Here is a 25,739-nt window from a genome sequence, read left to right as displayed (position 1 = left end):
GTTAAAATTCTTTGTTGGGGTTTATTTCTAATATTATTTGTGTTGTTGTTCCTTTGTTAATTTCTGAATTTATTGATAAGGTTGCATTTATTAATTTTGCCCTATCTCTCATGTTCTTAATGCCGATTCCTTTATGTGTTTTTTGTACATCAAACCCATTTCCATCATCTAATATACTAATTTTCAGATTATTATTGCTATAAACAATTGAAAAGGTTACTTTTTTGGCGTTAGCATATTTAATTATATTATGAAAAGTTTCTTGAAAAATTCTATATAGATTAATTTTCTCTTCAGCGGAGAGCTTTTCCCATGGTACTTTTGTATTGACAACATAATCAATTTGTAAGTTTAAAAATTTTTCTTGTTCTTGAACAAGTCTATCAATCATTAATTGATAATTATTAATAATACTTTGTTTGTCATCATTTAATTCATGAGAAATTTGTCTAATTTGTTTCTCTACTTGAATTATCTCATGTATGTACTTTTCTTTATCTTTTTTAACCTGCTCAGATTCTTGACTGTTTAAATAATCTAGATTCATTCTTGCCCCAAATAGCTTTCCTAAAACACCATCATGCAACTCTTGAGAAATTCTTTTTTGTTCTTGAGCCTTCACGTAATCCATTTGAGTTTGTTGATTAATCATCAAACTATATACCTCTTCATTTGCTTTTTGTTGCTCTTGAACCAATATAAATTCTCTTTGTTTTTGCTTTTGCCACCTATAAAAATAAAACATTGACAATAACAAAACACCAATTACAAAATAATAAATCAATCGTTGATTTCTTTCCGCTAATAATAGATTTTCATTATTTAATTCATCAACTCTATATTCTATTCTAGCAAAAGTATTTTGTGTTTTTTTATCAATAGCTGCAATACTATCTGATAGTTTTATGTATTCATTTGAATAGTCTTTTGCTTTTTCAGGAAAAACATTTGTGAGTTGTTTTAATGCTATAAGTTTATCTCTATAGGTTTTCTGCTTTATGGATATCTGATATGCGTTTAAAGCAAGTTCTTGAGCTTTTTTAATATTGTCTTGAGTCTCATAAAACTCAGAGAGTTGAACCAACGGTTGAATTGGTGAAAGATTTAATTCATTATAGCCCTCAATAACTGCTTCATATTCTTTTTCAAAATTTTGATTAAGCCCTAGTTTAAATTTTGAATAAGCAATATTTTGTTTTGTATATAAAAATACTTGATAATTATTGTTTTTTAAATTATCACTTAGTTCTATTTTATTATAATATTCTAATGCTTTTTTATAATCACGTTTGTTTAAAAAAGAATAACCAATATTATTATAAGCAATCTCAACAGACAACTTATCTGCATCTATATCTTTTGCATTTTTTATAGCTAAACTTAAAAAATAAAAAGCTTCGTCATACTCTTTTAACTCAATTTTACATAAGCCCAATAATGTATATGAAACATTTAAGAGTGTAGAATTATTTTCTTTTTTTGTTATTGGTAAAGATTTGAATAAACTTGTTTCACATCCCAAGAAATCTCCTTCTTTATATTTAATCAAACTTTTTTTTAGAGTAATCTCATTTGCTTTTACAAAATCATTTTTAGAAATATAATATTTTTCAATTTTATCAAAAAAGATAAATGCACTGTCTACTTTATTAGTTTTTAAAAAATAATTTCCAAGATTTTTGTATGCATTTAATTTTCTTATTGTATCTTTTTTAGTCTCATATTCATTTAAAGCCTTGTTTATAATAAACCTGTTTTGTTTTAATAAATTTAGCGAATATGTTTTCTTAATAATTGAATCATAATTATTAAATCTTATGGAGTCATTAGTTATTTTACTATTTAAATAATCAAGCTTATCAGATAAAAACACTCTTAAAGCATCTGATTTGGCATTTTCAAGTTTTATATAAGTTTCTTTTATACTATCGTTAAGTGCATCATTGTCTCTATTAAGAGTTGACTTATCATCACAGGATAAAAAAATGATTAAAACAAAAAAACATATTAATTTAAATAATTTCATAGATGCTAAAATAAAAAAAAAGTCTTTAATTTTCATTAAAGACTTTTTTTTATTTTAATTATTAATTTTAATTAAAATTAAAAATCAATAACTACTCCTCCTGGCTCTTGCATTTGAGTAGAATTAGTATCTCCAGCGATTTGGTCATCACCGTTAGTGTTGTAAGAAGTAAGTACTACTGTAAATAGAACTATAGCTAAGGTTGCAATAAATTTTTTCATAATAAATAGGGTTAAGGTTTGTTTTTTGGTTTTTGTTAAAAGACTTATTATACTACTTGATTTTATTAAAAATCAATAACTACTCCACCTGGCTCTTGCATTTGAGTAGAATTAGTATCTCCAGCGATTTGGTCATCACCGTTAGTGTTGTAAGAAGTAAGTACTACTGTAAATAGAACTATAGCTAAGGTTGCAATAAATTTTTTCATAATAAATAGGGTTAAGGTTTGTTTTTTGGTTTTTGTTAAAAGACTTATTATACTACTTGATTTTATTAAAAATCAATAACTACTCCACCTGGCTCTTGCATTTGAGTAGAATTAGTATCTCCAGCGATTTGGTCATCACCGTTAGTGTTGTAAGAAGTAAGTACTACTGTAAATAGAACTATAGCTAAAGTTGCAATAAATTTTTTCATAATAAATAGGGTTAAGGTTTTTAAATTTGTTTTTTGTTTGAAGTAAAATTAGCCGGAACACTTTTTATTCGTGATTTAGATTGGTAATCATATCTGTTTTGAAGGTGAATAAAAGTATTACGACTGCAAAAAATGGTAGATTAATCATTTAAAGTGGTGTAATTACCTAATAAATAAATATAAAATATGAATAAATATAAGGTTTTTTCTTACGTAAAAATATATTTAACGATTATTTTGACTTTTAAACGAAAAAATTGGTGTTCTTAATTTCTGTTTTTTGACAACTTTATTATTTATAATCAAATATATTTTCTTACAATAAATTTTCAAAAAGTGCTTTTTTTTATTGAAATAATATAATTCTGAAACTCTGTTCTAGAAAAAAGCATGTAAATCGGTTTTAGAAACTTGTAAGAAATAAAACTTTATAGGTATTATTAATTGATAAAACGGTGCTTCTATAAAAATCAAAAAGGCTACCTGAATAATTCAAGCAGCCTTTTTAAAGACATATATAAATATTAATAAAAATTAATCGGTAAGAACGTAGTTCGATAATAAAGAAAGGCCATTAAGGTGCTTTTTTTATTCTGAACAATGTAAAAATAGATAAGTTTATAGAAATAAACGTAAGTATTTGGTCACCTATTTGTAGTATAACCACAAATAAGCGTTAAATACCCTTTTTTGAATTGTGTAATGGAACTATCTAATCGTCTTTGGAATCGTTAGAAGCGTATAATTCAATAATAGCATTAATATTGTCTTTGTAAGATTTAGAAAATGGAAGTTTTATCTTTCCTTTATTCAGATAACAGTCTGAATTGCCTAAATGTATTCTAGAAACAAACTTTTTGTTTATAATGTGACTGTTGTGAATTCGTTCAAAATCATTTGGCAATGAACTTTCAAAATATTTTAATGTTTTAAAAGCTGTAATACTATCACCAGTGTTTAGCATTATATCTGTTGAATTATTATCGGCTTTTAAATAAACAATGTCATCAAATTCAATAAATCTATAATCACCATAAGATTTAACACAAAGTATATTGTTTTTTTGTTCAATTACCTGTTCGGTTTGCACGGTTATGGGTTTAGATTCAATACTTTGTTTTACGATTTCAATTAATTCATTCTTTATTTCTTCCGTATCAAATTGAAAATCCACTTTAACTAATTCTTTCTCAACACCATTTTCTTTAAAAGCATACTTCTCCTCTACAACTGGAGCTGGATGATTTACAAACGAGCTACTTAATACAGGTTGACTCTTTTCAATTTGATTAACTGCAGTTTGATTTAAAAATGATTTAAAACCATTTTCCTTTTTAAATTTTAATAATGTTTTTATAATATCAATTTTCTGAAAAGGTTTCAACAAAAAATCATATACATCATATTTCATTGCTTCGTAAGCAACTTCTTTTGTATTAGAAACCACAACTACCTTAGGCAAAACTACCATATACTTATACAACTCGTTTATTAAAGTAAAATTACTTTCGGTTGAAGAGTCTGTTAGATTAGTTCCCAAAAAAATCACATCTGGATTTTCTTCCAAAATGAGGTTTAATCCTTCTGCTGCATTATTTACATAACCAGAGAAGTAAAAATCGCCCAAAGTTGAAACATGAGTTTGTAAACTTATGCTACTTTGACTATCACCATCAATTATAATATATTTATATGCCATATGTCTAATGCCAATAACCTTAAATGATTATTTAGAAATAGTAGTTTAAAGGGTAAAATTTATGATCTTACTGATAACAATATTAGTTAATTTTCGTGTAAAAAAGGTAAAACCGTAATTCTCTTTTTTAAACAAAAACTGTTAACAAGTGATAATTTGTGTTAATAAGTGGTCTATTCACATCGAAACAAGGTTAAAAGACACAAATAATTTAATTTAATATTTTTTGAACTTGTCTATTTTACGCATTTTTCAAGACATATGTCGATGAAATGAGTTTTAAATACCATAATAAGCATTAAGTATTAAGAACACCAACAAAAAGACCCCAAAAAAATTCTTTTGTTAATAACTAAAAAAAAGACTCGCAAAATAGCGAGTCTTACAAAATATAGTGTGTAAAAAATTACATTTTCATTAACCAATTACGCATTGAAACTTCATTTGCGATGATATTTCTTAAATCAGCAATGGCAACTCGTTCTTGAATCATGGTATCTCTATGACGAATTGTTACCGTGTTATCTTCTTTTGTTTGATGATCTACTGTGATACAAAAAGGAGTTCCAAGTGCGTCTTGACGACGGTAACGTCTTCCAACAGCATCTTTTTCATCATAAGCCACATTGAAATCCCATTTAAGTTCTTCAATAATTTCTTTTGCAATTTCTGGTAAACCATCTTTCTTAACTAAAGGTAGAACAGCTGCTTTTGTAGGTGCCAATACAGAAGGTAAACGCAATACAGTTCTTGTTGAACCATCTTCTAACGTTTCTTCTTGTAGAGCTTTAGAAAAAACTGCTAAAAACATTCTGTCTAAACCAACAGAAGTTTCAACTACATAAGGAACGTAATTTGAATTTGTATCATTATCAAAAAACTGTAATTTCTTACCTGAATGTTCTTCATGAGCTTTCAAATCGAAATCAGTTCTTGAATGAATTCCTTCTAATTCTTTGAATCCAAATGGAAAGTTAAATTCAATATCAGCAGCAGCGTTAGCATAATGAGCTAATTTTTCATGGTCGTGAAAACGATAATTTTCTTTTCCTAAACCCAATGATAAATGCCATTTTAAACGAGTTTCTTTCCAATATTCATAATATTGCATTTCTTCTCCTGGTTTTACAAAAAACTGCATTTCCATTTGTTCAAATTCACGCATTCTAAAGATGAATTGTCTTGCAACGATTTCATTTCTAAAAGCTTTACCCGTTTGAGCAATCCCGAACGGAATTTTCATTCGACCTGTTTTTTGAACATTTGAGAAATTAACAAAAATACCTTGAGCTGTTTCTGGACGCAAGTATAAATCCATTGCAGTATCAGCTGAAGCACCAATTTTTGTAGCAAACATTAAGTTAAACTGACGAACTTCTGTCCAGTTTTTGGACCCAGAATCAGGACAAGCTATTTCTAATTCTTCAATCAAAGATTTTACATCAGCTAAATCTTCTTTTTCAAGAGAACGAGCTAAACGTTGTAGAATAGTATTTTTCTGTTCTAAATATCCTTTAACTCTTTCATTAGTAGTTACAAACTCCTCTTCATTAAAAGCATCTCCAAAACGAGTTCTAGCTTTTTCTATTTCTTTTTGCGCTTTGATGTTGATTTTTTCTGCATAGTCTTCAACCAAAACATCGGCACGATATCTCTTTTTAGAATCTTTGTTATCAATTAATGGATCTGAAAACGCATCAACGTGACCAGAAGCTTTCCAAGTTGTTGGATGCATAAATATTGAAGAATCTAATCCTACAATATTTTCATGCATTTGCACCATGGCTTTCCACCAATATTCTCTAATATTTTTTTTTAATTCTACACCATTTTGAGCATAATCATAGACTGCACTCAAACCATCATAAATTTCGCTTGACGGAAAAATAAATCCGTATTCTTTTGCGTGCGAAACTACGTTCTTAAATAAATCTTCTTGTTTTGCCATAATACTGCAAAAGTAAAAATTATATAAGAATATTAAAGAAGATTTTTTATCTTTAATTTTATTTTTTTAAATGGTAAAAGCTTTAATCAATTTATTCTTTCCAAAACTATGCAATGGTTGTAACTTCTTGTTATTGAACAATGAATCTATCATTTGCATTAAATGCAGGCATGACTTACCTTATACGTACCATCACTTAATAGACAATAATGAAATTATGAGTAAGTTTTATGGGATTTTACCTGTTGAACAAGCTTCAGCCATGTTATATTTTCATTCGAAAGGAATGGCTCAAGAACTAATTCATAATTTAAAATACAGAAAACAAGAGGAAATAGGCACTATTTTGGGCAACATCTATGCACATGAGCTTATCAATTCCGATAAAATTCCTAAAGTAGACTATATTATTCCGACACCAATACATAAAAAAAGATTACAAGAAAGAGGTTACAATCAAGTTACTACATTTTGTGAAGCTTTGTCAAAAGAACTTCAAATTCCAATTGAAAAGGAAGTTTTACTTAGAATTAAACATACCAAAACACAAACTAAAAAATCTAAAGCCAAACGAGCCGAAATGTTATCAAACAACTTTGAAATTATGGCAAAAGACCATCATATTGGCAAACACTACCTACTTATTGACGATGTTATTACAAGTGGAGCAACCATTGAAGCTTGTGCAAAAGCTTTGTTGGAAATTCCAGGTTCTAAAGTCAGTTTGTTGGCTATTGCTTACACACAATGATAAAAATTTCTAAAAAAAGTATGTAACCTTTAAATATAGTTGTTATTTTGTGGTTGAATTTTAAGATGTTATGCGAAAAATATATTTTATACTCCTTTTTATTGTTTTTAGCCTACTATTAACCATAACTGGTTGTGCTAAAAGAGGAACTATTACTGGTGGATTGAAAGATACAATCGCACCAAAAATCATTGGTAGTTCACCCGAAAATTATAAAACTAACTTTACAGGAAAAGAAATAAAAATTGTTTTTAACGAATTGATAAAAGTTAAAGATATTACAAAGCAATTGATTATTTCTCCACCAATGAAAACAGCACCAATTATTGTTCCTCAAGGAAGTGCTAGTAAATTTATTTCGATAAATATAAAAGACACTTTACAAGAGAACACTACTTATAGTTTCAATTTTGGGCAAAGTATTACAGATAATAATGAAGGAAATCCATATTCTCAGTTTAAATATGTGTTTTCAACAGGTTCTTATATTGATTCTTTAACTGTTGTAGGAAAAATTAAAGATGCCTATAATCAAAAGCCAGACAATTTTATATCTGTAATGTTGTATGACGCGCAAACTTTTAAAGATTCTACTGTTTATAAAGAAACTCCACTATATGTTACAAATACTTTAGACAGTTTGAAAGTATTTGCTCTAGAAAATTTAAAAGAAGGTTCTTATTACGTAGTTGCTATGAAAGACAAAAATGGCAATAACAAATTTGATCCAAAGTCGGATAAAATCGGTTTTTTAAAAGAACCTATAAAAACGCCAAGCGAAATTGCATATCAATTAGAGTTATTTAAAGAAATTGAAGTTTTTAAAGCTGAAAAACCTATTCAGCAAACCACAAATAAGTATTTTATGGCTTATTCTGGAAACACTAAAAATCTAAAAGTTACTGCTAAAAATGGCTTGAAAAATATTGATGTTAAATTGGCTAAATTTCCAATTGTTGGAAAAGATTCTATACAATTATTTGTACCAAAAATGGAATCAGATTCTATTGAATTTGTTGTTGAAAATGACAATTATTCAAAAGCATTTGTTTCAAAATATAAGAAATTAAAAGAAACAGATACCTTAACACTTACTTCAAAACAAAATGGAACTATACGATTTACAGAGGATTTTGCTTTAAAATCAACTACTCCATTAACAAGTTTTGATAAATTAAAAATGAAATTAATCAACAAAGATTCGGTTGTACTTGATTTCACTACTAAATACCTAGAATTTGAACAAGAACTTGTTTTTGATTTCAAAAAAGAAGAGAATGAAAAGTATGTTTTAGAACTTTTACCTGGTGCTATTACTGATTTTTATGGAAAATCAAATGACACTTTGGTTCAAAAATTTGGTACAAGAACACATTCAGATTACGGAAATTTTAGAATTAACCTAAAAAATACGAATCGTTTTCCGTTGATTTTAGAATTGTTAGACAGTAAAGGAAAAGTTTTAGCATCTCAAACATCAACTAAAGAAACCACGCTTAATTTTGATTTAATTGACCCAATGCTTTATACTATTCGCGTTATTTATGATGATAATGCTAATGGTGAATGGGACACAGGTAACTTTTTAGCAAAAAAACAAGCGGAGCAAATCATCTATTTTCCAAAAGAAATTGACGTTCGAGCCAATTGGGACGTTAATCAAGATTTTGATTTGGGAAATTAAATTTCATGAAACACAGATTTGAGAAATTGAAGAAATTTAGAAAAGCTTTTATTTGAATCTAAACAATTATTTCAAAATCATCTTTGTCATTCAGAAAGTTCAATTTATTTCGGGTTTCTAGCATTTTATTCTTATCTAATTCAACTATAAAAACACCTGTATTTTCTTCTGCATTGAGTATTTGGTTGCCTAATTCATCAATTACTTGTGAATGACCAATGTATTCGTGATTGTTTTCATCTAAACCAATTCGATTAACACCAACAACATAACATAAATTTTCTACTGCACGAGCTTTTAGTAAAATATCCCAAGCATTTGTTCTTGGTTTTGGCCAATTGGCAACATAAAGTAATAAATCATAATTTTCATGATTGCGAGAAAAAGCAGGAAAACGCAAATCATAACAAACTTGAGGGCAAATTTTCCAGTCTTTATATTCTATAATTACTTTTGAAGTTCCTTTTGAATATTTTTGATGTTCTCCAGCTAAAGAAAACAAATGTCTTTTGTTATAAAAGTCAATTTTTCTGTTTGGATGAACGAATATAAAACGGTTGTAAAAGCTGTTGTTTTCCGAAACCACTAAACTTCCGCAAACAGCACAATCTTTCTTTATAGCTAATGATTTCATCCATGAAATGGTTTCTCCGTTCATTTCTTCAGCAACATTTTCTGGATTCATTGAAAAACCTGTTGTAAACATTTCAGGAAGTACAAATAAATCAAATTCTTCATCTTCATTTATAAAATATTCTTCTATAAATGTTCTGTTTGATTTAGGGTTTTCCCAAGCTAAACTGGTTTGAAATAATGCTATTTTCATTGGAAATAATTTGATTTTAAAAATACAAAAAAACGCATCCAATTACGAATGCGTTTTTTATATTTATTAAAACCTATTTTTTTTAGAAACTAGATTTTAAATATTCTCTGTTCATACGAGCGATGTTTTCTAAAGAAATTCCTTTAGGACATTCTACTTCACAAGCTCCAGTATTTGTACAGTTTCCAAAACCTTCTTCATCCATTTGACGAACCATGTTTTGAACACGTTGTGTTGCTTCAACTTTTCCTTGTGGTAATAAGGCAAATTGTGAAACTTTTGCTCCAACAAATAACATTGCTGAACCATTTTTACAACTTGCTACACAAGCACCACAACCAATACAAGCTGCTGCTTCAAAAGCGTGATCTGCATCGTGTTTTGGAATTGGAATTGTGTTTGCATCAATAGTATTTCCAGACGTATTAACAGAAACGAAACCTCCAGCTTGCTGAATTCTTTCGAAAGATTCTCTGTTTACAACTAAATCTTTAACAACTGGGAAAGCTTTACTTCTCCATGGTTCAATGAAAATAGTATCACCATCATTGAATTTTCTCATGTGTAACTGACAAGTAGTTGTTCCTGTTTCTGGTCCGTGAGCTCTACCATTAATGTAAAGTGAACACATTCCACAAATTCCTTCACGACAATCGTGATCGAATGCAACAGGCTCTTGTCTTTCGTTAACTAATTGTTCATTTAATTGGTCTAGCATTTCCAAAAATGAACTTGCTGTTGAAACATTATCTAATTTGTATGTTTCGATGTTTCCTTTTGATTTAGCATTTTTTTGACGCCAAATTTTTAAGGTTATATTTATATTTTTAGCTGCGCTCATAGTATTTTATTTATAATTTCTAGCTGCAATTTTAATAAACTCGTATTTTAACTCTTCTTTATGCATTTCTGCTTTAGTAACGTCTTGACCTTTATATTCCCATGCACTTACAAAAGACATGTTCACATCATCACGAAGCGTTTCTCCTTCAGCATCTTGATATTCATCTCTAAAGTGACCACCACAAGATTCTTTTCTTTGCAATGCATCCATAGCCATTAATTGTCCTAATTCTAAGAAATCTGCAACTCTAAGTGCTTTTTCTAATTCAGGATTTAATTCATCCGAAGTTCCAGGAACATAAACATCTTTGTAGAATTCTTCACGAATTTGTCCAATTTCTTCAATAGCTTCTTTTAGTCCTTTTTCATTACGAGCCATACCTACTTTATTCCACATCACTAAACCTAAACGTTTGTGGAAATGGTCAACAGATTTTGTACCGTTATTGTTTAAGAACTTATCGATTGTTGCTTTAACATTATTTTCAGCTTCAGCAAATTCAGGAGAATCTGTAGAAATTTTACCTGTTCTAATATCATCAGCTAAATAGTTTGAAACTGTATAAGGCAATACGAAATAACCATCCGCTAAACCTTGCATTAAGGCAGAAGCTCCTAATCTGTTTGCACCGTGATCTGAGAAGTTAGCTTCACCAGCAACGAAACAACCAGGAATTGTAGATTGTAAGTTATAATCAACCCAAACACCACCCATTGTGTAGTGAACTGCTGGATAAATTTTCATTGGAGTTTCATATGGATTTTCGTCTGTAATTTTTTCATACATTTCGAATAAGTTACCATATTTCTCTTCAATCCATTGTTTTCCTAATTTAGTAATTTCTTCTTCAGAAGGATTATGATTTCCTTGAGCATAAGCTACTTCTTTTCCTTTACTTATAACTTCTGAAGAGAAATCTAAGTAAACTCCTTCGTTAGTATCATTTGCTTCAACTCCGTAACCATCATCACAACGTTCTTTTGCAGCTCTTGAAGCTACATCACGAGGCACTAAGTTACCAAAAGCAGGATATCTTCTTTCTAAGTAGTAATCTCTATCTTCTTCAGCGATTTGTGTAGCTTTTAATTTTCCTGCACGAATTGCTTCAGCATCTTCTTTCTTTTTTGGTACCCAAATACGACCTGAATTACGTAATGATTCTGACATTAACGTTAATTTAGATTGATTTGTTCCATGAACTGGAATACATGTTGGGTGAATTTGCACATAACAAGGATTTGAAAATGCAGCACCTTGTTTGTGAATTTTCCATGCAGCTGTAACGTTACTTCCCATTGCATTTGTTGATAAGAAATAAACATTTCCATATCCACCAGAAGCAATAACAACCGCATGAGCTGAATGTCTTTCTAATTCACCAGTAACTAAGTTACGTGCTATAATTCCACGTGCTTTTCCGTCAACTTTAACTAAATCTAACATTTCGTGACGGTTGAACATTTTTACACGTCCTAATCCGATTTGTCTTGATAAAGCTGAATAAGCACCTAATAATAATTGTTGTCCCGTTTGACCAGCTGCGTAAAAAGTACGTTGTACTTGAACACCACCAAATGAACGGTTGTCTAACATTCCACCATAATCACGTGCAAAAGGAACACCTTGTGCAACACATTGGTCGATGATATTTCCAGAAACTTCAGCTAAACGGTGAACGTTTGCTTCACGTGAACGATAATCTCCACCTTTAATAGTATCATAAAATAGACGATAAATTGAATCACCATCATTTTGATAATTTTTGGCTGCATTGATTCCACCTTGCGCTGCAATTGAATGCGCTCTTCTTGGTGAATCTTGAAAACAGAATGCTTTAACATTATAACCCATTTCTCCAAGAGAAGCAGCTGCAGAAGCTCCAGCCAAACCAGTTCCAATAACAATAACATCAATTTTTGGTCTATTGTTTGGTGCAACTAATTTTAAATGGTCTTTATAATCGGTCCATTTGTCTGCTAATGGGCCTTGTGGTATTTTAGAATCTAACTTCATAATATTTGATGTTGATTTATTTAGTAAAATGAATGTATAAAGGAATGATAGCAAATAATAAAGGTACTACTACCGAAAATGCTCTTCCAAAGAATTTTATTCCTGCATTAAATTTTGGATTATTTAATCCTAAAGATTGAAATGCACTTGCAAAACCATGCCATAAGTGAAAACCTAAAGCTAACATAGCTAATACATAAAGTAATGTAAATAGTAAACCCGTTTTTGCATCTCTAAAAAAGTCAAAAGTGATTTTATGTAAATCTTTATAACCTTGAAAAATTACTTCACCATCTTTAGTATTTACAATTTTAGTAACATCTTTAATTTCTAAAAGGTACTGACCTTGTGTTTGTATTTTTATGTTTTCAAAAAATTCTTTAGATAATTTTCCAGATTCGTCTAATTGAAAATAATCCATTTGAGAATCTTTGTTTCCAACTAACTGAATTTGCTTTTCTCCTGTTTGACCTACAATTTCTTTTTGAACTAAAGGCATATTTTCGTCAAAATGCATTTTTGCCCAAAAATTTATCATGTGTGTCACAATAAAAACAAGGATTACTGTTCCTAAAACAGCCATGTTTCTAGATGCAAAACCACTGTTTGCCCCTGGACTGTTTTTTGCATAAGCAACTGGCCTAGCTTTTTTGTTTTGAATGGTTAATAAAATTCCATCAATTGCATGGAAGATTATTGAAATGTAAGTTACATAAGATAGTAATTTTACAGCTGGATTGGAAGTCATAAACAGTGCGTACTCATTAAAATCTTGGCTAGAACCAAAAATTAATTGAAGATTTCCTGCTAAGTGACCTGCCAAAAACAAGCATAAAAATAAACCCGTAAGAGCCATCCAATATTTTTTTGCGATAGATGACTTTAAAAGTGCAGATTTTGCCATAATTTTATTTGATTGTATAGTTTTATATAAAAATATCAAACAAAAATAAGATTAAAAAAAATCAACCACAACCTTTTCATCCTTATTTATATTCAATTTAAAGTGAGTTTAACTAATGTTGAAGGTTAAATTAGTTTTTATTCAAGATCGTATTAATTACACCTAGAGCAAAGGCTTCTCCTATATTTGAAACCCCATAAGGATTAAACGAATCAATATATCTTCTTGTTAGTGAATTTAACAAAGGAGTAGAGTTCCAATTTAAAGGTTGATTTCTTGTATAATTTAAAATCATTTTGTCTGACCTTTCAAATTGATTTTCAGCAACATAATTATAATTTTCAAACAAACCAATTGATGGATTGTAAATCTGCAAATCAAACGAACTAGCATTAAAATCAAACTTTTTAAAATCAATTACTGGTTTTTGAAAAGCCCTATTTTCATTAGAAAATGACATAAAATAAAGACTTTTACTTGGTTTTTGACCAAAGCACGAGGCAGAAATAATAAAAAGCAACAACAATTTGAAAATTGTCTTCATTTTAAATTATTTATTGTGATTAGGAATTAAGCCTCTTAAACCCATATCTACTATATTTTCACCAGCCGAAGGTTCATATTTTCCGTCAGCATTAACTTCTGTCCATTCAATACTATTATTGATTGACAATGAAAGTGTTACAACAACATCTTTTGTTTCGCTACCATTAATAACCAAATTATTAGCAAATTTACCCGTAACCACGCATGAACCAGCAGGAATTGGAGATGTAGCCGCTAATGGGTTCGGAACAGTTGTTGATCCAGCAGGAGCTTGACCTGATGTAGCAAACGGGAAATTATTTAAGGCAAAAGCCCAATATCCTTGTGCACGATTTCCGTTTACTGGAAAAGAATTGTTGCCAATATCGTGTGTGCTTAAATATGTATTAAATCCAACAAAACTGGCAAAAGTCCCCGTGTAATCATTACCTGCATTTCGGATAGAAACATCAAAATTTTGATATGACAAAGACACTCTTACCCATTCATAACTTCCTTGTGTGACTTGACTTAATGGAATTGATAAAAACACTTCATCTTCTCCAACTATTTGTGATTGATCAAAATCTATAGCAGAATCTCCACCAGCCATTGTTTCTGGAGCATGATACAAAACTGTTCCTTGGCCTAATTGCGTAAAAGCATTGGGTGCTAATTCAAAATAATGAGCAGAAATAGAATTAAAAATTGGCGTTTGTGCTGCATTACCTACTGGAATTGTTGTAGGTTGACCTAAATTATTCAATCGAACTTGATTAGCATCAAACTCAAATTTTATAATTAGATTTGATTCTGTTGCAACATCATCTTTTTGGCATGAGAAAAAACTCAACGCAATTAAAAAACTGAAAAGTAAAAATTTTGTTCTCATAGCACCAATTTAGATTAAGACGAATTTAATAAGTCTTTGTTACATCTTCATCTATAACGATAATGAAGTCGGCTTTATTGTAATGTTCTTTTTCTAATTTAGAAATGTCTTTTTGTTCAACCGTTGCAATGGTTAAAATTTTTGTTTCAGCATTGTATTTATTTAAGTACCAATTGATTCCTTCATAATTATCTGAATGATAGGTTCCATTATAATGAACAAAAATACTATTTTCTTTTCTGTTTTTATTAATGAAATAAGCCATTGTTGCATCTTTTAAAGCTTGTGCTTTTGGCATCTTGTCTCCAGCGTGACCACCTTGCATTCCCATCATGGCTTGATAGCCTGGTAAATTCACATCAAATTCTATTGGTAAAGGTGCAATCCAAGATTTCTCTTCAGTAGTAAGTGAATCTAAAGCCACTAAGTCTTTCTTAAAAACTAAACTAGCATATCTTCTTGGAACATTGGTCGCAATAAAATCGAATTTTTTCTCTTTGGCAAAATCAACTAAAGGTTTGTAATCGGTTTTATAATTATTCCATAATCTAGCTAAAGTATCTAATCCTTTTTGGGTAATTTCTCCTTTTAAGTATTGATTTACTTGAGTTTGATTATCAGCTTCCAACATTTCTGCACCTAAAACTAAATCGGTTTTTTCAGCTAAGTCTTTAGTAAGTTCCAATTGTAACCAATGCACAACCGAATTGTTATGATATTCTCCAAAAAGCACCACATTACTTTTTAATGAAGATGTTTCCAACTTTTTATAAGTCGTTTTTTTACCATTTTTATCAAACAATTGATACGATTTCTTGTCTTGAGCCATTCCAAAAAAAGAAACGAATGCAATAAGTACTATTATTAATTTTTTCATATTATTTTGATTCAAAAATTTCTAAAGTTGTAGATTCGTTTTCGACCGAAATAGTATAAACACCAACAGGCAAATATAATTTATCGTTTTTAGCTGGTTTAATTTCTGTTTTTTTATTTTTTCTAGTGATTTTCTGAGCTGTTTTTGCATCAACTGATAAAGTATATTCAATTTTATTTAATCCTTTTTTAAGTTGAATTTTTTCTGAATGAACAGCTACTTTATCTTTATTTACAACATTTAAAACCGTTTCTTTTTCTTGATTTGAATAGATCCAAATTTCAGCTTTAGGTTCAAAAGCTTCCGACCAAGAACTCCAAGAATTTCCCCAACGTCTTGATTTTTGAATTTTATCTACTGCAAACAAATGAAGATTTTTAGCCAGAACTTCATCTGTCAAAGCTTGTACTTTTTCTAAGTTGACTTTATAAATTGAACGACCATGAGTTCCTACTATTAAATCTTTAGCTTTTGCTTGAATTTTTAAATCGTGAACCGCAACATTTGGTATTTCCGCTGAAAAGTCTTGCCATGAATTTCCTTTATCTAGCGAAATAAATAAACCATTATCTGTTCCAACATATAAAACATTCTCTTTTTCTGAATCTTCAACAATTACGTTTACTGCATTGGTTAAGCCTTTTGAAATGTTTGTCCAAGTTGTTCCGTAATCTTCAGAAACATATACATAACTAGAAAAATCGTCATTTCTATAACCGTTTAAAGTTACATAAACGCGTTCTTTTTTATGTTGAGAAGCTACAATTCTTGAAACCCATAAATCATCAGTTTTTGTAGCATTTTCTGGAATATCCATTTTTGTCCATGAATTTCCACCATCTTTTGAAACATGCATTAATCCATCATCTGAACCAACATATAATAATCCAAACTGAAAAGGACTTTCTGCAATGGTAGTAATTGTTCCGTAAGCAACATTTCCTTCTTTAAAACCTTTGGTTACATCTTCAGAAATTTTTTCCCAATCTTTTCCTTGATTCATTGAACGATGCAAGAAATTAGAGCCAAAATAAACAATATCTTGATTATAAGAAGACAATAAAACTGGTGTTTGCCAATTAAATCTTAGTGGTTTTTCGTCTTTTGCTGATTTTGGAGTTATTGGTTCTAATTGTTTCGTTTTTTTATCCAATCTGTAATAATTTCCAAATTGGAAACCTGTGTAAACTATGTTTGAATTTCGGTTATCCACCTGAATTTGCATTCCATCACCACCCATTATGCTTTCGTATGGATATTTTCCTTCTTGATGCCAAGAAACATCATGCGAATAATTATTTGGACCAAACCAAACTCCATTGTCTTGTAAACCTCCGTAAACATTATAGTTTTCTTCATTATCAACTTGAACTGCATAAAATTGTCCAACCGCTTGATTGTTACATTTTATCCAATGTGCTCCGTTATCATATGAAATATTTACACCGCCATCATTTCCGTTTATGATATGATTTGGATTTTTTGGATTAACCCAAGTCACGTGATGATCCGCGTGAACGTTTTCTTTACTAATAACTTCAAATGTTTTTCCACTATCTTTTGAGAATAATAATGGGACTGCTCCAATATAAATTCGGTTTTCATCAGTTGCATCAACACTAATATTAGCAAAATAATATCCATAAGTATAATAAAAGTCATCAATAAACTTTTGATTCATTTTTATCCAAGACTTTCCTCCATCAGTAGATTTATAAACTTCACAACCTATGACTTCAGTTTCAAAAAGAGCTTTATTGGCATCTTGTAAAACCTTAAAAGCTTCTTTAGGTTCTAATTTTGAATCTTCTACAAAATTTTTGATATTTTCTGCTCTGTATTTTTCACGTAATCCAGCTGATTTTAATGCATTGTTTAATTCCTTGTTAGAAATATTAGAAAAATCTTCACCAGGAGAACTCATCATTGTTGGCAAACTTCCTTCTTTACTTTTTGATGAAGCTGGTTTATTATTTTGATTGTCTAAAACAGCGTAAATTACAGTATCATTAAAAAGAGCTAAACCAATTCTTCCAACACCATCATTATTTGGAAAACCACTTAATTCAGTTGAAATCAAGCTCCATGAATTTCCTGCATCTGTACTTTTATATATTCCAGAACCCGCACCGTTTCCTTTAAAATCCCAAGCTTTTCTAACTTTTTGCCAAGCAGCAGCATATTGAATATTGAAGTTTGTTGGACTAACCACAACATCAATTATTCCTGTTTCATCATTTATGAAGAGTGTTTTTTTCCATGTTTTCCCACCATCAAGAGTTTTGAAAACACCTCTTTCTTGGCTTTTTGAATATAAATTCCCAACTACTCCAACTGTTATTTCATCTAAGTTTTTTGGGTTAACCAAAATTCTACTAATATGTTGACTATTTGGTAAACCTATATTTTCCCATGTTTTTCCTTGGTCAGAAGATTTTAAAATTCCGATTCCAGCATAAGAAGAACGAGAAGCGTTAACTTCACCTGTTCCAACCCAAATTGTTCCAGACTTCCATTCAACAGTTACTGAGCCACAATTTTGTGTTGGAGCATTATCCATAACTGGAGAAAAACTTGTTCCATTATTGTTGGTGTACCACAAACCACCTGAAGCATAAGCAGCGTAAAATTCTGTTGGATTATCTGGATTTACTGCTAAATCAACAATTCTTCCACTCATTATTGTTGGACCAATACTTTTGAATTTTACTTCTTCAAATAAATTAGTTTGCGCAAAAGAGAAACTTTGAATAAATAGGAATAGGAATAGTATTTTCTTCATTTTTTTAAAATTTGACCTAAAAGTAAGTAATATTCTAAAGATAATTGAAAATTTCTATTGGTTTTAACAAGAATTGGATTTTATCTTTTTAAATTTGATGCATATTAAAACTCAAAATATGAAATACCATCAAATAGACCGCGATTTATTCATAAAAAACCGTAAAAAGTTTACTTCACAAATGAAACCAAACGGAATTGCCGTTTTTAATTCAAACGATATTTATCCAGTTTCAGCTGATTCAACTTTACCATTTGCTCAACATAGAGATATATTTTATTTAAGTGGTGCAGATCAAGAAGAAAGTATTTTAGTACTTTTTCCGGATGCTCCTTATGAAAATCAACGTGAAATTTTATTCTTAAAAGAAACTAACGATCATATTGCTGTTTGGGAAGGTGAAAAACTGACTAAAGAACGTGCTTTTGAAGTTTCTGGAATTAAAAATGTGATTTGGTTGCAAGATTTTGATAAGACTTTAAAAGAGCTAATGACTTATGCTGACACAATGTACATTAACACAAATGAACATTACAGAGCAACGATTGAAACTGAAACTCGTGAAGCAAGATTCATTAAAAAATGGAAAGAGAATTATCCGGCTCATAAAGTGGAAAAATCGAATCCAATTATGCAACGCATTCGTTCTGTAAAGGAAAGTGAAGAGTTAGATTTGATTCAACAAGCTTGTGATATTACTGAAAAAGGTTTTCGTAGAATTTTAAATTTTGTAAATCCAAACGTAATGGAATATGAAATTGAAGCTGAATTTGCACACGAATTTTTAAGAAATCGTTCAAAAGGCTTTGCTTATACTCCAATTATTGCTTCTGGAAATAACGCTAACGTTTTACACTATATAGAAAACAACCAACAATGTAATGCTGGTGATTTAATTTTGTTAGATGTTGGTGCAGAATATGCCAATTTTTCAAGTGATATGAGTAGAACAATTCCTGTTTCTGGAAAATATTCTGAAAGACAAGCTGCGGTTTACAACGCTGTTTTAAGAGTGAAAAATGATGCCACAAAACTATTAGTTCCTGGAACTTTATGGAAAGAATATCATGTGGAAGTTGGAAAACTAATGACTTCTGAATTATTAGGTTTAGGTTTATTAGACAAAGCTGATGTTCAAAATGAAAACAAAGATTGGCCAGCTTATAAAAAATATTTCATGCACGGAACAAGTCACCACATGGGATTAGATACGCATGATTATGGTTTGTTATACGAACCTATGCAAGCAAATATGGTTTTCACAGTAGAACCAGGAATTTACATTCCGAAAGAAGGTTTTGGAATTCGTTTAGAAGATGATGTTGTGATTCAAAGTAAGGGTGAACCATTTAATTTAATGAGAAGTATTCCTATTGAGATTGATGAGATTGAGACGATTATGAATAGCTAATTTGGATATTCAGATTTTCGGATTATAGATTTTTAGATAGAACGGTTTGCGAAAGTGAACCGTTTTTTTGTTTTTAATTTTGTTAAGATGAACTTGATTCAGTTTTTATTTACATTTTTTTAGATTGTGGAAAAGGAACTATTTTCTTTCTCATCAATCCTTTATCTTCAAAATGTCTAGATATTTCCATTGTTTTTTCTACAAAATCATTTGTTCCATCTGCTTTTTCATAAAAAAAGATTTTAATAGATTTACATTTTTGATTTTCAAAAATTTCCTTAAGCATAGTTCTATCCGACAAACCACAAGAATGACCTACTATATACACTTGATAATCATCTGCTTCTAAAAATTTAATCAAATTATGATAATTAGGAGTTTTAAAATAGTTAAATGATTTAATATGTTCAAATAAAGAGTTGTTCTTCAAGTTTTCAAAACCTCTAAAATCTTCATCATATTCATCTCCAAAGCCAAAAATTATTGGGTTTTCATTAAAATCCAAAATTCCATGAATGTAATTAATCTCTGTTGGAATGGTTTTAATACTATTTACAGAATTTTCAACAGTTGAAGTGTAATTAAAGTTTAAAACCAATATGTTATCTGGAAGCTTATTTTCAACTAAATCAGCTAGTAATACTTCTTCTTTATAGATAAAATCACTAAAAATCCTTGAATATTTATTAGGACTAATTGGTGTTTTTGAACTTTTAATAGTTTTAGAAAGATAATTCTCTAGCTTTACTTTTATAAAATTAAATTCAGTATTTAAAGTTTCTAATTTTTTAGTATTTAAATATCGATTTGAATTAATACATTTTTTTAATTCTTCAAAATATTCATTCTCTATATCTACCCATTTTAAGGTTTCTATTTTTTTATTTATGATATTAAAGAATTCACTTTTAAAGTGTAAGCTAACATAATGAGATTGTTGTTTAATATAACTGAAAAAACCTTCAATACTATCTACTTTTGGAGTATCGAGCATACTATATCCAGACATTTTATGCTTAATTGAAATTAATTTATCTTCATAAATATTATTTTCGAAAAAACTATTTAAACAATTTACAAAATAATCTTCTATAAAATCTTTATAACTCGTTGGCAAACCATGAGCTAAATCAAAACCGTTTCCAATTATAACTAATCTATTCATAATGTTAAAAATCCTTTTCTCAAAGATAAGTAATTTCTTTAAAAAATTGAGATTCTGAATCAAGTTCAGAATGACAAGATTGAAGAAAAACTTTGTGAACCTTGCGAAAAATCCTTGCGAACTTTGCGGTTAAATTTCAAACTTCAATTAAAAATTCTACTTTTGCAGGAAACACATTTTCCCTTGAAACAAACACTCTTCAAAAACACAAAAATCGCTTATTCTGAAACTGGAAAAGGAACTACTGTAGTTTTATTACACGGTTTTTTAGAAAACTCAACGATGTGGAATTCGCATATTGAAACTTTAGCTAAACGTAATCGTGTGGTTTGTATAGATTTGTTAGGTCATGGTCAAACCGATTGTTTGGGCTATGTGCATGCTATGGAAGATCAAGCCGATATGGTTCATCATGTTTTGCACGAATTGAAAATTAGAAAAGCCGTTTTAATTGGTCACTCGATGGGTGGTTATGTGGCTTTGGCTTTTGCCGAAATGTATCCAGAAATGATGAAAGGTTTGGTTTTGATGAATTCTACTTCAAGAGCTGATTCTGAGGAACGAAAAACCAATCGCGATAGAGCTGTGAAAGCAGTAAAACAAAATTATACTTCGTTTATTAGAATGTCTATTGCCAATTTATTTAGTGAAGACAATAGAGAGCGTTTAACTAATGAAATTGAATCCGTTAGAAATGAAGCTCTAAAAACTCCTTTACAGGGAATTGTAGCTGCTTTAGAAGGCATGAAAGTTAGAAATGATAGAGAAGTCATTTTACATTTTGCTACGTATCCAATCTTATTAATTCTTGGAAAACAAGATCCTGTTTTAAATTACGAAGAAAACACAACTCAAATAGAAAACACCAAAGTTGAATTAGTCACTTTTAACGATGGACATATGAGTCATATTGAAAATCGTGAGGAATTGACTAAAGTGCTTTTAAGTTTTTTAAAAAAGGCATAAAAAAACTGAAATCAAATTGACTTCAGTTTTTATTAATTTAATCTTTTTTTTTAAATTTTTATTCTCGAAATTTCTTGTCCTGTTGGATATTTAATAGCAATATCATCTTCTGCAGTTATAAAAATTTCTAAAGGTTTGTAAGCAGTAACAGTTGTAAAGCTTCCTTTGTTAGAAGCATCAGTCTCTAATTGACCTAAATTTAAAAGTCCATTTGCTTCAGTTTGCATCCAAACTATATAAGCTGTTCTTGGAGGCGTTAATCGCTCAGGAGAAGTTAAATATTTCGATTTTAAATTAATTTCTTTATTTTCATTATTGTCTTTGCTAATTTTTACTGAAATTTCAGCTGCAGGAGCAACATTAGAAACTGGAAAATTCATTTTTGATGCACATGATACAAATAGTATCACAGTACACAATAGTATTATTTTTTTCATATATAATTTTTTAATTACTATTAAATATACGAAAAATAGTAGACAATAACAAATTATACACTTTGTTCAAAATTAACATTGACTGATGTAAGATGAGTCATATTGGCACTTGAGACAATATAAATGTGAAAAATATTTATAATACTTTTATAGAGTGTTTAACCTAAATAATTTTTTATTGAATCATTCCTTCTTTTAAATAACCTTTTTCTATTAATTCGTTTTTATCTTTTAAATGAAATGTTTTTCCATCTTTCATTAAAATTAGTTGATTTGAAACCAAAATTATATTCTCATAATTATGATCTGTAATAATAATTCCTTTTGTTTTTGAATTATCAATGATTAATTAATTTACTTTATTAATCATAACAGGTGCTAAACCATTATAAGGTTCGTCTAATAAGACAAATTTGGAAGAATTAATTTGATTTCTAAGTACAGTAGAAAGATTGCTGATTTTATTGTCTAAAACTGAATTAATGAGTTTGTCAGAATAAAATTCAATTCTTTTTTCTTTTTGAATACTTAAATCAATCGCTTTTTTAACGGTTAAGTTGTCAGGAATAAAGTTATGTTGTGGTAAATAACCAACATCTTTCATAAGTTGATTTACATGTTCTTTAACAGTTCCATTTATTCTAATAAATTTTGTTTCTGCTTCTATAACTCCAAAAATTATTTTTAAAAGAGTAGATTTCCCAGAACCATTTCTACCTAATAGTCCAATTATATTTCCAGTTTTACATTTTAGATAAACGTCTGAAAGAATTAGTTTTTCTCCATATCTTTTAAAAACACTGTCAACCTCTAATAAATTTTTCATTAAATAAGTTTAAGGAATAGCAAAATGATACAGTAAAAAAAAACCAACCGTGAAATTTAAAACATAACTAAATAACCATAATTTTATTTTAGATAGACCATTGTTGAAGTAAAAAAGATAATATTCTTTGTTTTTAATTTCAATGATTGATAAGCTAGCTACAAAACCAAAAGTTATAAAAACCAAAAAACTACCTTCAATACTTTTGCCAATTAAAGGTATTAATGAAAAAGCTACATTAAATGTCAATGTACTTTTATAGAACTCAATTATGTTTTGAAGTTTCTTGATTTTGATTGTTATTTTTCAATCAACTCAATTGCTTTTTCAAGTACTTCGTCTTTTGCTTCTCTTATTCCGTTTATAGTTGGTTCTACTTTTATGTCTGGAATAATTCCAACTCGTTGCGTTTCTGAACCATCAGGATATAAAACACCAATTCCAGAAATGTATGTGAAAATATTTCCAGGTAAATAAATTGCAGAAATATTTCCATCTGCACCAGCTGTTGTGCTTCCTATAACTGTAGCATTTGGTGAAACTCTTAACGCCATTGCAGTATATTCCGCTTGACTTTGTGTTACTTCATTTATCAATATAATCACTTTTCCTTTGTAATTGTCTTTATTGTTTCCTCCAACAGAGAGCGTTTTTTCATAGGCAAATAACCCTGGTGTTTTTAAACTTCCAGAAGTAAATTTTACAAACTCTTTTCTTTCATTTAAAAGGTATTTGTTTAAACTAAAAACTATAAAATCAGAAGGATAACATCTTAAATCAATAATTAATCCTTTTTTGTCTAAAAATTTAGGCATAATTTCATTTATTTCTCCATTTTTTAGAGTTCCAGGATAAATGTATCCAATGCTTTCATTAATAACTTTATGAGAAACAGGTTCTTCACTAAAATATTTATTTGGAATTGTTTCTAAATCTAAATTCTTGTTTCCTGTTTTAGATTCAATCGAAACTTGGATACTTTTATCGTTTGATCGTAATATTTTATTTGCAATATCTCGAAGTTGCGTTGGACGGTTTGATGCTGGAAAATATTTTGAATTATTAGCAATCCAATTTTCAACATTAACTCCATTAATTGCTGTAATAATGTCTCCAACTTGAAGTTCTGAACCTTTAAATTCAGCTTGTAATTTAGTTACTACAGCTTTATTTTCTATAAATTTAATTTCAATAGGTACAATGTTTTTTCCGAAAAACTCCTCTACCATTTTATTTCCGCCCCAGATATTTGCATGAGTATCTTGTATTTTTCCAATAAGTTCGAGTAAAGTCAAAGTATATTCTTTTTGATCTTTTGTAGTTGTCATTTTTGGAATAAATTCTTTTAAAACACTATCCCAATTTTCATCCATTAAGTGACGATTTGGGAAAAAATACTCTATCATGTTCCAATAACGAAAAACGGCTAAAAGTTTGACTCCTGAATCTGTGTAATTCATTTTATCATATACTTTTTCATTAGTGAAGTTTGGGTTTCCAACACCTTTATAAAAATCTATATAATAGTTTGAGTTGCTTCTATCTGCATTATCTAATTTTTGAAGTAAAACTGATAAATCTTTCGAAATTAAACTTGTGTTTGAAATCCAACTTGTATTTGGCAACAATTTGATTTCGTCTTCTTTTGGAAGTTTTTTAGTAGTTGTTTTAAATGTTCCTAATTTATTAATCCAATTTACTAATTCAGCATCAAAATCTTTGTTATCAATTTTTGGTAAAATTCTAAATAGTTCATAATCCCAACTTATAGTTCCTTTTGCAATTTCTGGATGATTGTATTTTACAAATCCCCAAACCTTTCCTAAAACAAATAGATTTCTTTTTTGAATTTCATTTAATGTTGATAATTCAAACTTTGAACCGTTATCAAACTCATTATCTTTTTCAACAATTGACAGTTCTTTTTCAATAGGTTTTAGTGATTCAATAGGCTTTCCATCAATTGATACTTTAAAGTTATCAAACCATACTTTTCCTTTTCCTACTAAAATTCCACCTATATAAATATTATCTGCATTTTCTACAAAATCCAAGGTTACTGAGTACTTCTTCCAGTCTTCTGTTCCTTGAAGTTGTTGTTTTTCCATGTTGTCAAAAGCAACAGACTCTTGTTTTTTATCAATTCTCATTAACAAACCTACAAAACCATCTGAAACATTTTCATATTTAATAAAACCTTCTAAAGTTATTTTTTTTCCTTTAAAATTTGCAGGTAATTTATAAGCAACACATCCGAAAGATTCTCCGTTTTCACCATCAACTAGCACAGCATTTTTTCCAGATATAACTTTTGTTGAATCAACCTTTAAATTATAATCACCCCATTTAAACCAATCTTTAGGCAAATCATCGTTTTTAGAATAATTTTCAAAATCGAAGTTGAAATTTTGAGACTGTGAAAACAAAATATTCACTAACAATAAAAGCGAAAAAGCAAGAAATTTTTTCATAGAAAAACTTTATATTAAAACATCTTAATTATTATTTCGTAAATAAAACGAAA

General features: G+C 29.2%; 22 protein-coding genes. 4 read left to right on the top strand and 18 right to left on the bottom strand.

What is annotated here, in order from left to right; all coding sequences use genetic code 11:
- Position 1: 1 nt before the first annotated feature.
- The 6 genes from AAC008_RS08760 to AAC008_RS08735 form a co-directional block, all read right to left on the bottom strand.
- Entirely contained in the window at positions 2 to 2,062 is a 2,061-nt protein-coding gene (locus tag AAC008_RS08760) for an ATP-binding protein (RefSeq protein WP_339888810.1), read from the bottom strand.
- A 41-nt stretch (positions 2,063 to 2,103) separates the two neighbouring features.
- A complete protein-coding gene (locus AAC008_RS08755; protein ID WP_339888809.1) occupies positions 2,104 to 2,247 on the bottom strand; it encodes a hypothetical protein in 144 nt (47 codons plus the stop codon).
- A 65-nt stretch (positions 2,248 to 2,312) separates the two neighbouring features.
- Positions 2,313 to 2,456, bottom strand: a complete 144-nt coding sequence (locus AAC008_RS08750) for a hypothetical protein (protein WP_339888809.1) — start codon at positions 2,454 to 2,456, stop codon at positions 2,313 to 2,315.
- A 65-nt stretch (positions 2,457 to 2,521) separates the two neighbouring features.
- Positions 2,522 to 2,665, bottom strand: coding sequence for a hypothetical protein (locus AAC008_RS08745; RefSeq protein ID WP_339888809.1), 144 nt, complete (start codon positions 2,663 to 2,665; stop codon positions 2,522 to 2,524).
- A 712-nt stretch (positions 2,666 to 3,377) separates the two neighbouring features.
- Positions 3,378 to 4,364, bottom strand: a complete 987-nt coding sequence (locus AAC008_RS08740) for a response regulator transcription factor (protein WP_339888807.1) — start codon at positions 4,362 to 4,364, stop codon at positions 3,378 to 3,380.
- Between the two features lie 406 nt (positions 4,365 to 4,770).
- Positions 4,771 to 6,312 carry a glycine--tRNA ligase gene (locus AAC008_RS08735; protein ID WP_339888805.1) on the bottom strand — a complete coding sequence of 514 codons (1,542 nt, stop codon included), beginning with the start codon at positions 6,310 to 6,312 and terminating at the stop codon, positions 4,771 to 4,773.
- 217 nt (positions 6,313 to 6,529) lie between these two features.
- Between AAC008_RS08735 and AAC008_RS08730 the strand changes: the two genes are divergently transcribed.
- Together AAC008_RS08730 and AAC008_RS08725 are read left to right on the top strand one after the other, a co-directional pair.
- Positions 6,530 to 7,063 (top strand): ComF family protein, encoded by a 534-nt coding sequence (locus tag AAC008_RS08730; RefSeq protein ID WP_339888803.1) that lies wholly within the window; start codon positions 6,530 to 6,532, stop codon positions 7,061 to 7,063.
- A 70-nt stretch (positions 7,064 to 7,133) separates the two neighbouring features.
- Positions 7,134 to 8,747, top strand: a complete 1,614-nt coding sequence (locus tag AAC008_RS08725; protein ID WP_339888802.1) for an Ig-like domain-containing protein — start codon at positions 7,134 to 7,136, stop codon at positions 8,745 to 8,747.
- Between the two features lie 58 nt (positions 8,748 to 8,805).
- On the opposite strand, the gene AAC008_RS08720 is transcribed toward AAC008_RS08725, so the two are convergent.
- From AAC008_RS08720 to AAC008_RS08685, 8 genes are all read right to left on the bottom strand, one after another.
- Positions 8,806 to 9,573: an amidohydrolase gene (locus tag AAC008_RS08720; RefSeq protein ID WP_339888801.1), complete on the bottom strand. Its 768-nt coding sequence runs from the start codon at positions 9,571 to 9,573 to the stop codon at positions 8,806 to 8,808.
- Positions 9,574 to 9,655: 82 nt separating this feature from the next.
- A complete protein-coding gene (locus AAC008_RS08715) occupies positions 9,656 to 10,414 on the bottom strand; it encodes a succinate dehydrogenase/fumarate reductase iron-sulfur subunit (RefSeq protein WP_339888799.1) in 759 nt (252 codons plus the stop codon).
- 6 nt (positions 10,415 to 10,420) lie between these two features.
- Positions 10,421 to 12,430: a fumarate reductase/succinate dehydrogenase flavoprotein subunit gene (locus tag AAC008_RS08710; protein WP_339888798.1), complete on the bottom strand. Its 2,010-nt coding sequence runs from the start codon at positions 12,428 to 12,430 to the stop codon at positions 10,421 to 10,423.
- Positions 12,431 to 12,446: 16 nt separating this feature from the next.
- Complete coding sequence (locus AAC008_RS08705) at positions 12,447 to 13,334, bottom strand: succinate dehydrogenase cytochrome b subunit (protein ID WP_339888796.1); 888 nt, start codon at positions 13,332 to 13,334, stop codon at positions 12,447 to 12,449.
- A gap of 130 nt (positions 13,335 to 13,464) precedes the next feature.
- On the bottom strand, positions 13,465 to 13,878 hold the full coding sequence (locus AAC008_RS08700) for a hypothetical protein (protein WP_339888795.1): 414 nt from the start codon (positions 13,876 to 13,878) through the stop codon (positions 13,465 to 13,467).
- A gap of 6 nt (positions 13,879 to 13,884) precedes the next feature.
- Entirely contained in the window at positions 13,885 to 14,751 is an 867-nt protein-coding gene (locus AAC008_RS08695) for a hypothetical protein (RefSeq protein ID WP_339888794.1), read from the bottom strand.
- A gap of 25 nt (positions 14,752 to 14,776) precedes the next feature.
- Complete coding sequence (locus AAC008_RS08690; RefSeq protein ID WP_339888793.1) at positions 14,777 to 15,628, bottom strand: ChaN family lipoprotein; 852 nt, start codon at positions 15,626 to 15,628, stop codon at positions 14,777 to 14,779.
- Position 15,629: 1 nt separating this feature from the next.
- A complete protein-coding gene (locus AAC008_RS08685; RefSeq protein ID WP_339888792.1) occupies positions 15,630 to 18,410 on the bottom strand; it encodes a glycosyl hydrolase in 2,781 nt (926 codons plus the stop codon).
- A gap of 118 nt (positions 18,411 to 18,528) precedes the next feature.
- Between AAC008_RS08685 and AAC008_RS08680 the strand changes: the two genes are divergently transcribed.
- Complete coding sequence (locus AAC008_RS08680) at positions 18,529 to 19,821, top strand: aminopeptidase P family protein (RefSeq protein WP_339888791.1); 1,293 nt, start codon at positions 18,529 to 18,531, stop codon at positions 19,819 to 19,821.
- Between the two features lie 109 nt (positions 19,822 to 19,930).
- Here AAC008_RS08680 and AAC008_RS08675 read toward each other — a convergent pair whose 3' ends face one another.
- Positions 19,931 to 20,986 carry an AbiH family protein gene (locus AAC008_RS08675; protein WP_339888790.1) on the bottom strand — a complete coding sequence of 352 codons (1,056 nt, stop codon included), beginning with the start codon at positions 20,984 to 20,986 and terminating at the stop codon, positions 19,931 to 19,933.
- Positions 20,987 to 21,169: 183 nt separating this feature from the next.
- Here AAC008_RS08675 and AAC008_RS08670 point away from each other — a divergent pair, with 183 nt between their 5' ends.
- A complete protein-coding gene (locus AAC008_RS08670) occupies positions 21,170 to 21,952 on the top strand; it encodes an alpha/beta hydrolase (protein ID WP_339888789.1) in 783 nt (260 codons plus the stop codon).
- 50 nt (positions 21,953 to 22,002) lie between these two features.
- Here the strand turns inward: AAC008_RS08670 and AAC008_RS08665 are convergent, their stop codons facing one another.
- The 3 genes from AAC008_RS08665 to AAC008_RS08655 form a co-directional block, all read right to left on the bottom strand.
- Entirely contained in the window at positions 22,003 to 22,389 is a 387-nt protein-coding gene (locus AAC008_RS08665) for a hypothetical protein (protein ID WP_339888788.1), read from the bottom strand.
- 349 nt (positions 22,390 to 22,738) lie between these two features.
- Positions 22,739 to 23,215 carry an ATP-binding cassette domain-containing protein gene (locus tag AAC008_RS08660; RefSeq protein ID WP_339888786.1) on the bottom strand — a complete coding sequence of 159 codons (477 nt, stop codon included), beginning with the start codon at positions 23,213 to 23,215 and terminating at the stop codon, positions 22,739 to 22,741.
- A gap of 299 nt (positions 23,216 to 23,514) precedes the next feature.
- Positions 23,515 to 25,686, bottom strand: coding sequence for a S41 family peptidase (locus AAC008_RS08655; RefSeq protein ID WP_339888785.1), 2,172 nt, complete (start codon positions 25,684 to 25,686; stop codon positions 23,515 to 23,517).
- Positions 25,687 to 25,739 lie beyond the last annotated feature (53 nt).

The sequence above is a fragment of the uncultured Flavobacterium sp. genome, assembly GCF_963975515.1.
In the GTDB taxonomy this organism is placed as follows: domain Bacteria; phylum Bacteroidota; class Bacteroidia; order Flavobacteriales; family Flavobacteriaceae; genus Flavobacterium.
The sequence above is the reverse complement of the archived record's forward strand: the minus strand, read 5'-3'. Positions and strand labels throughout refer to the sequence as shown.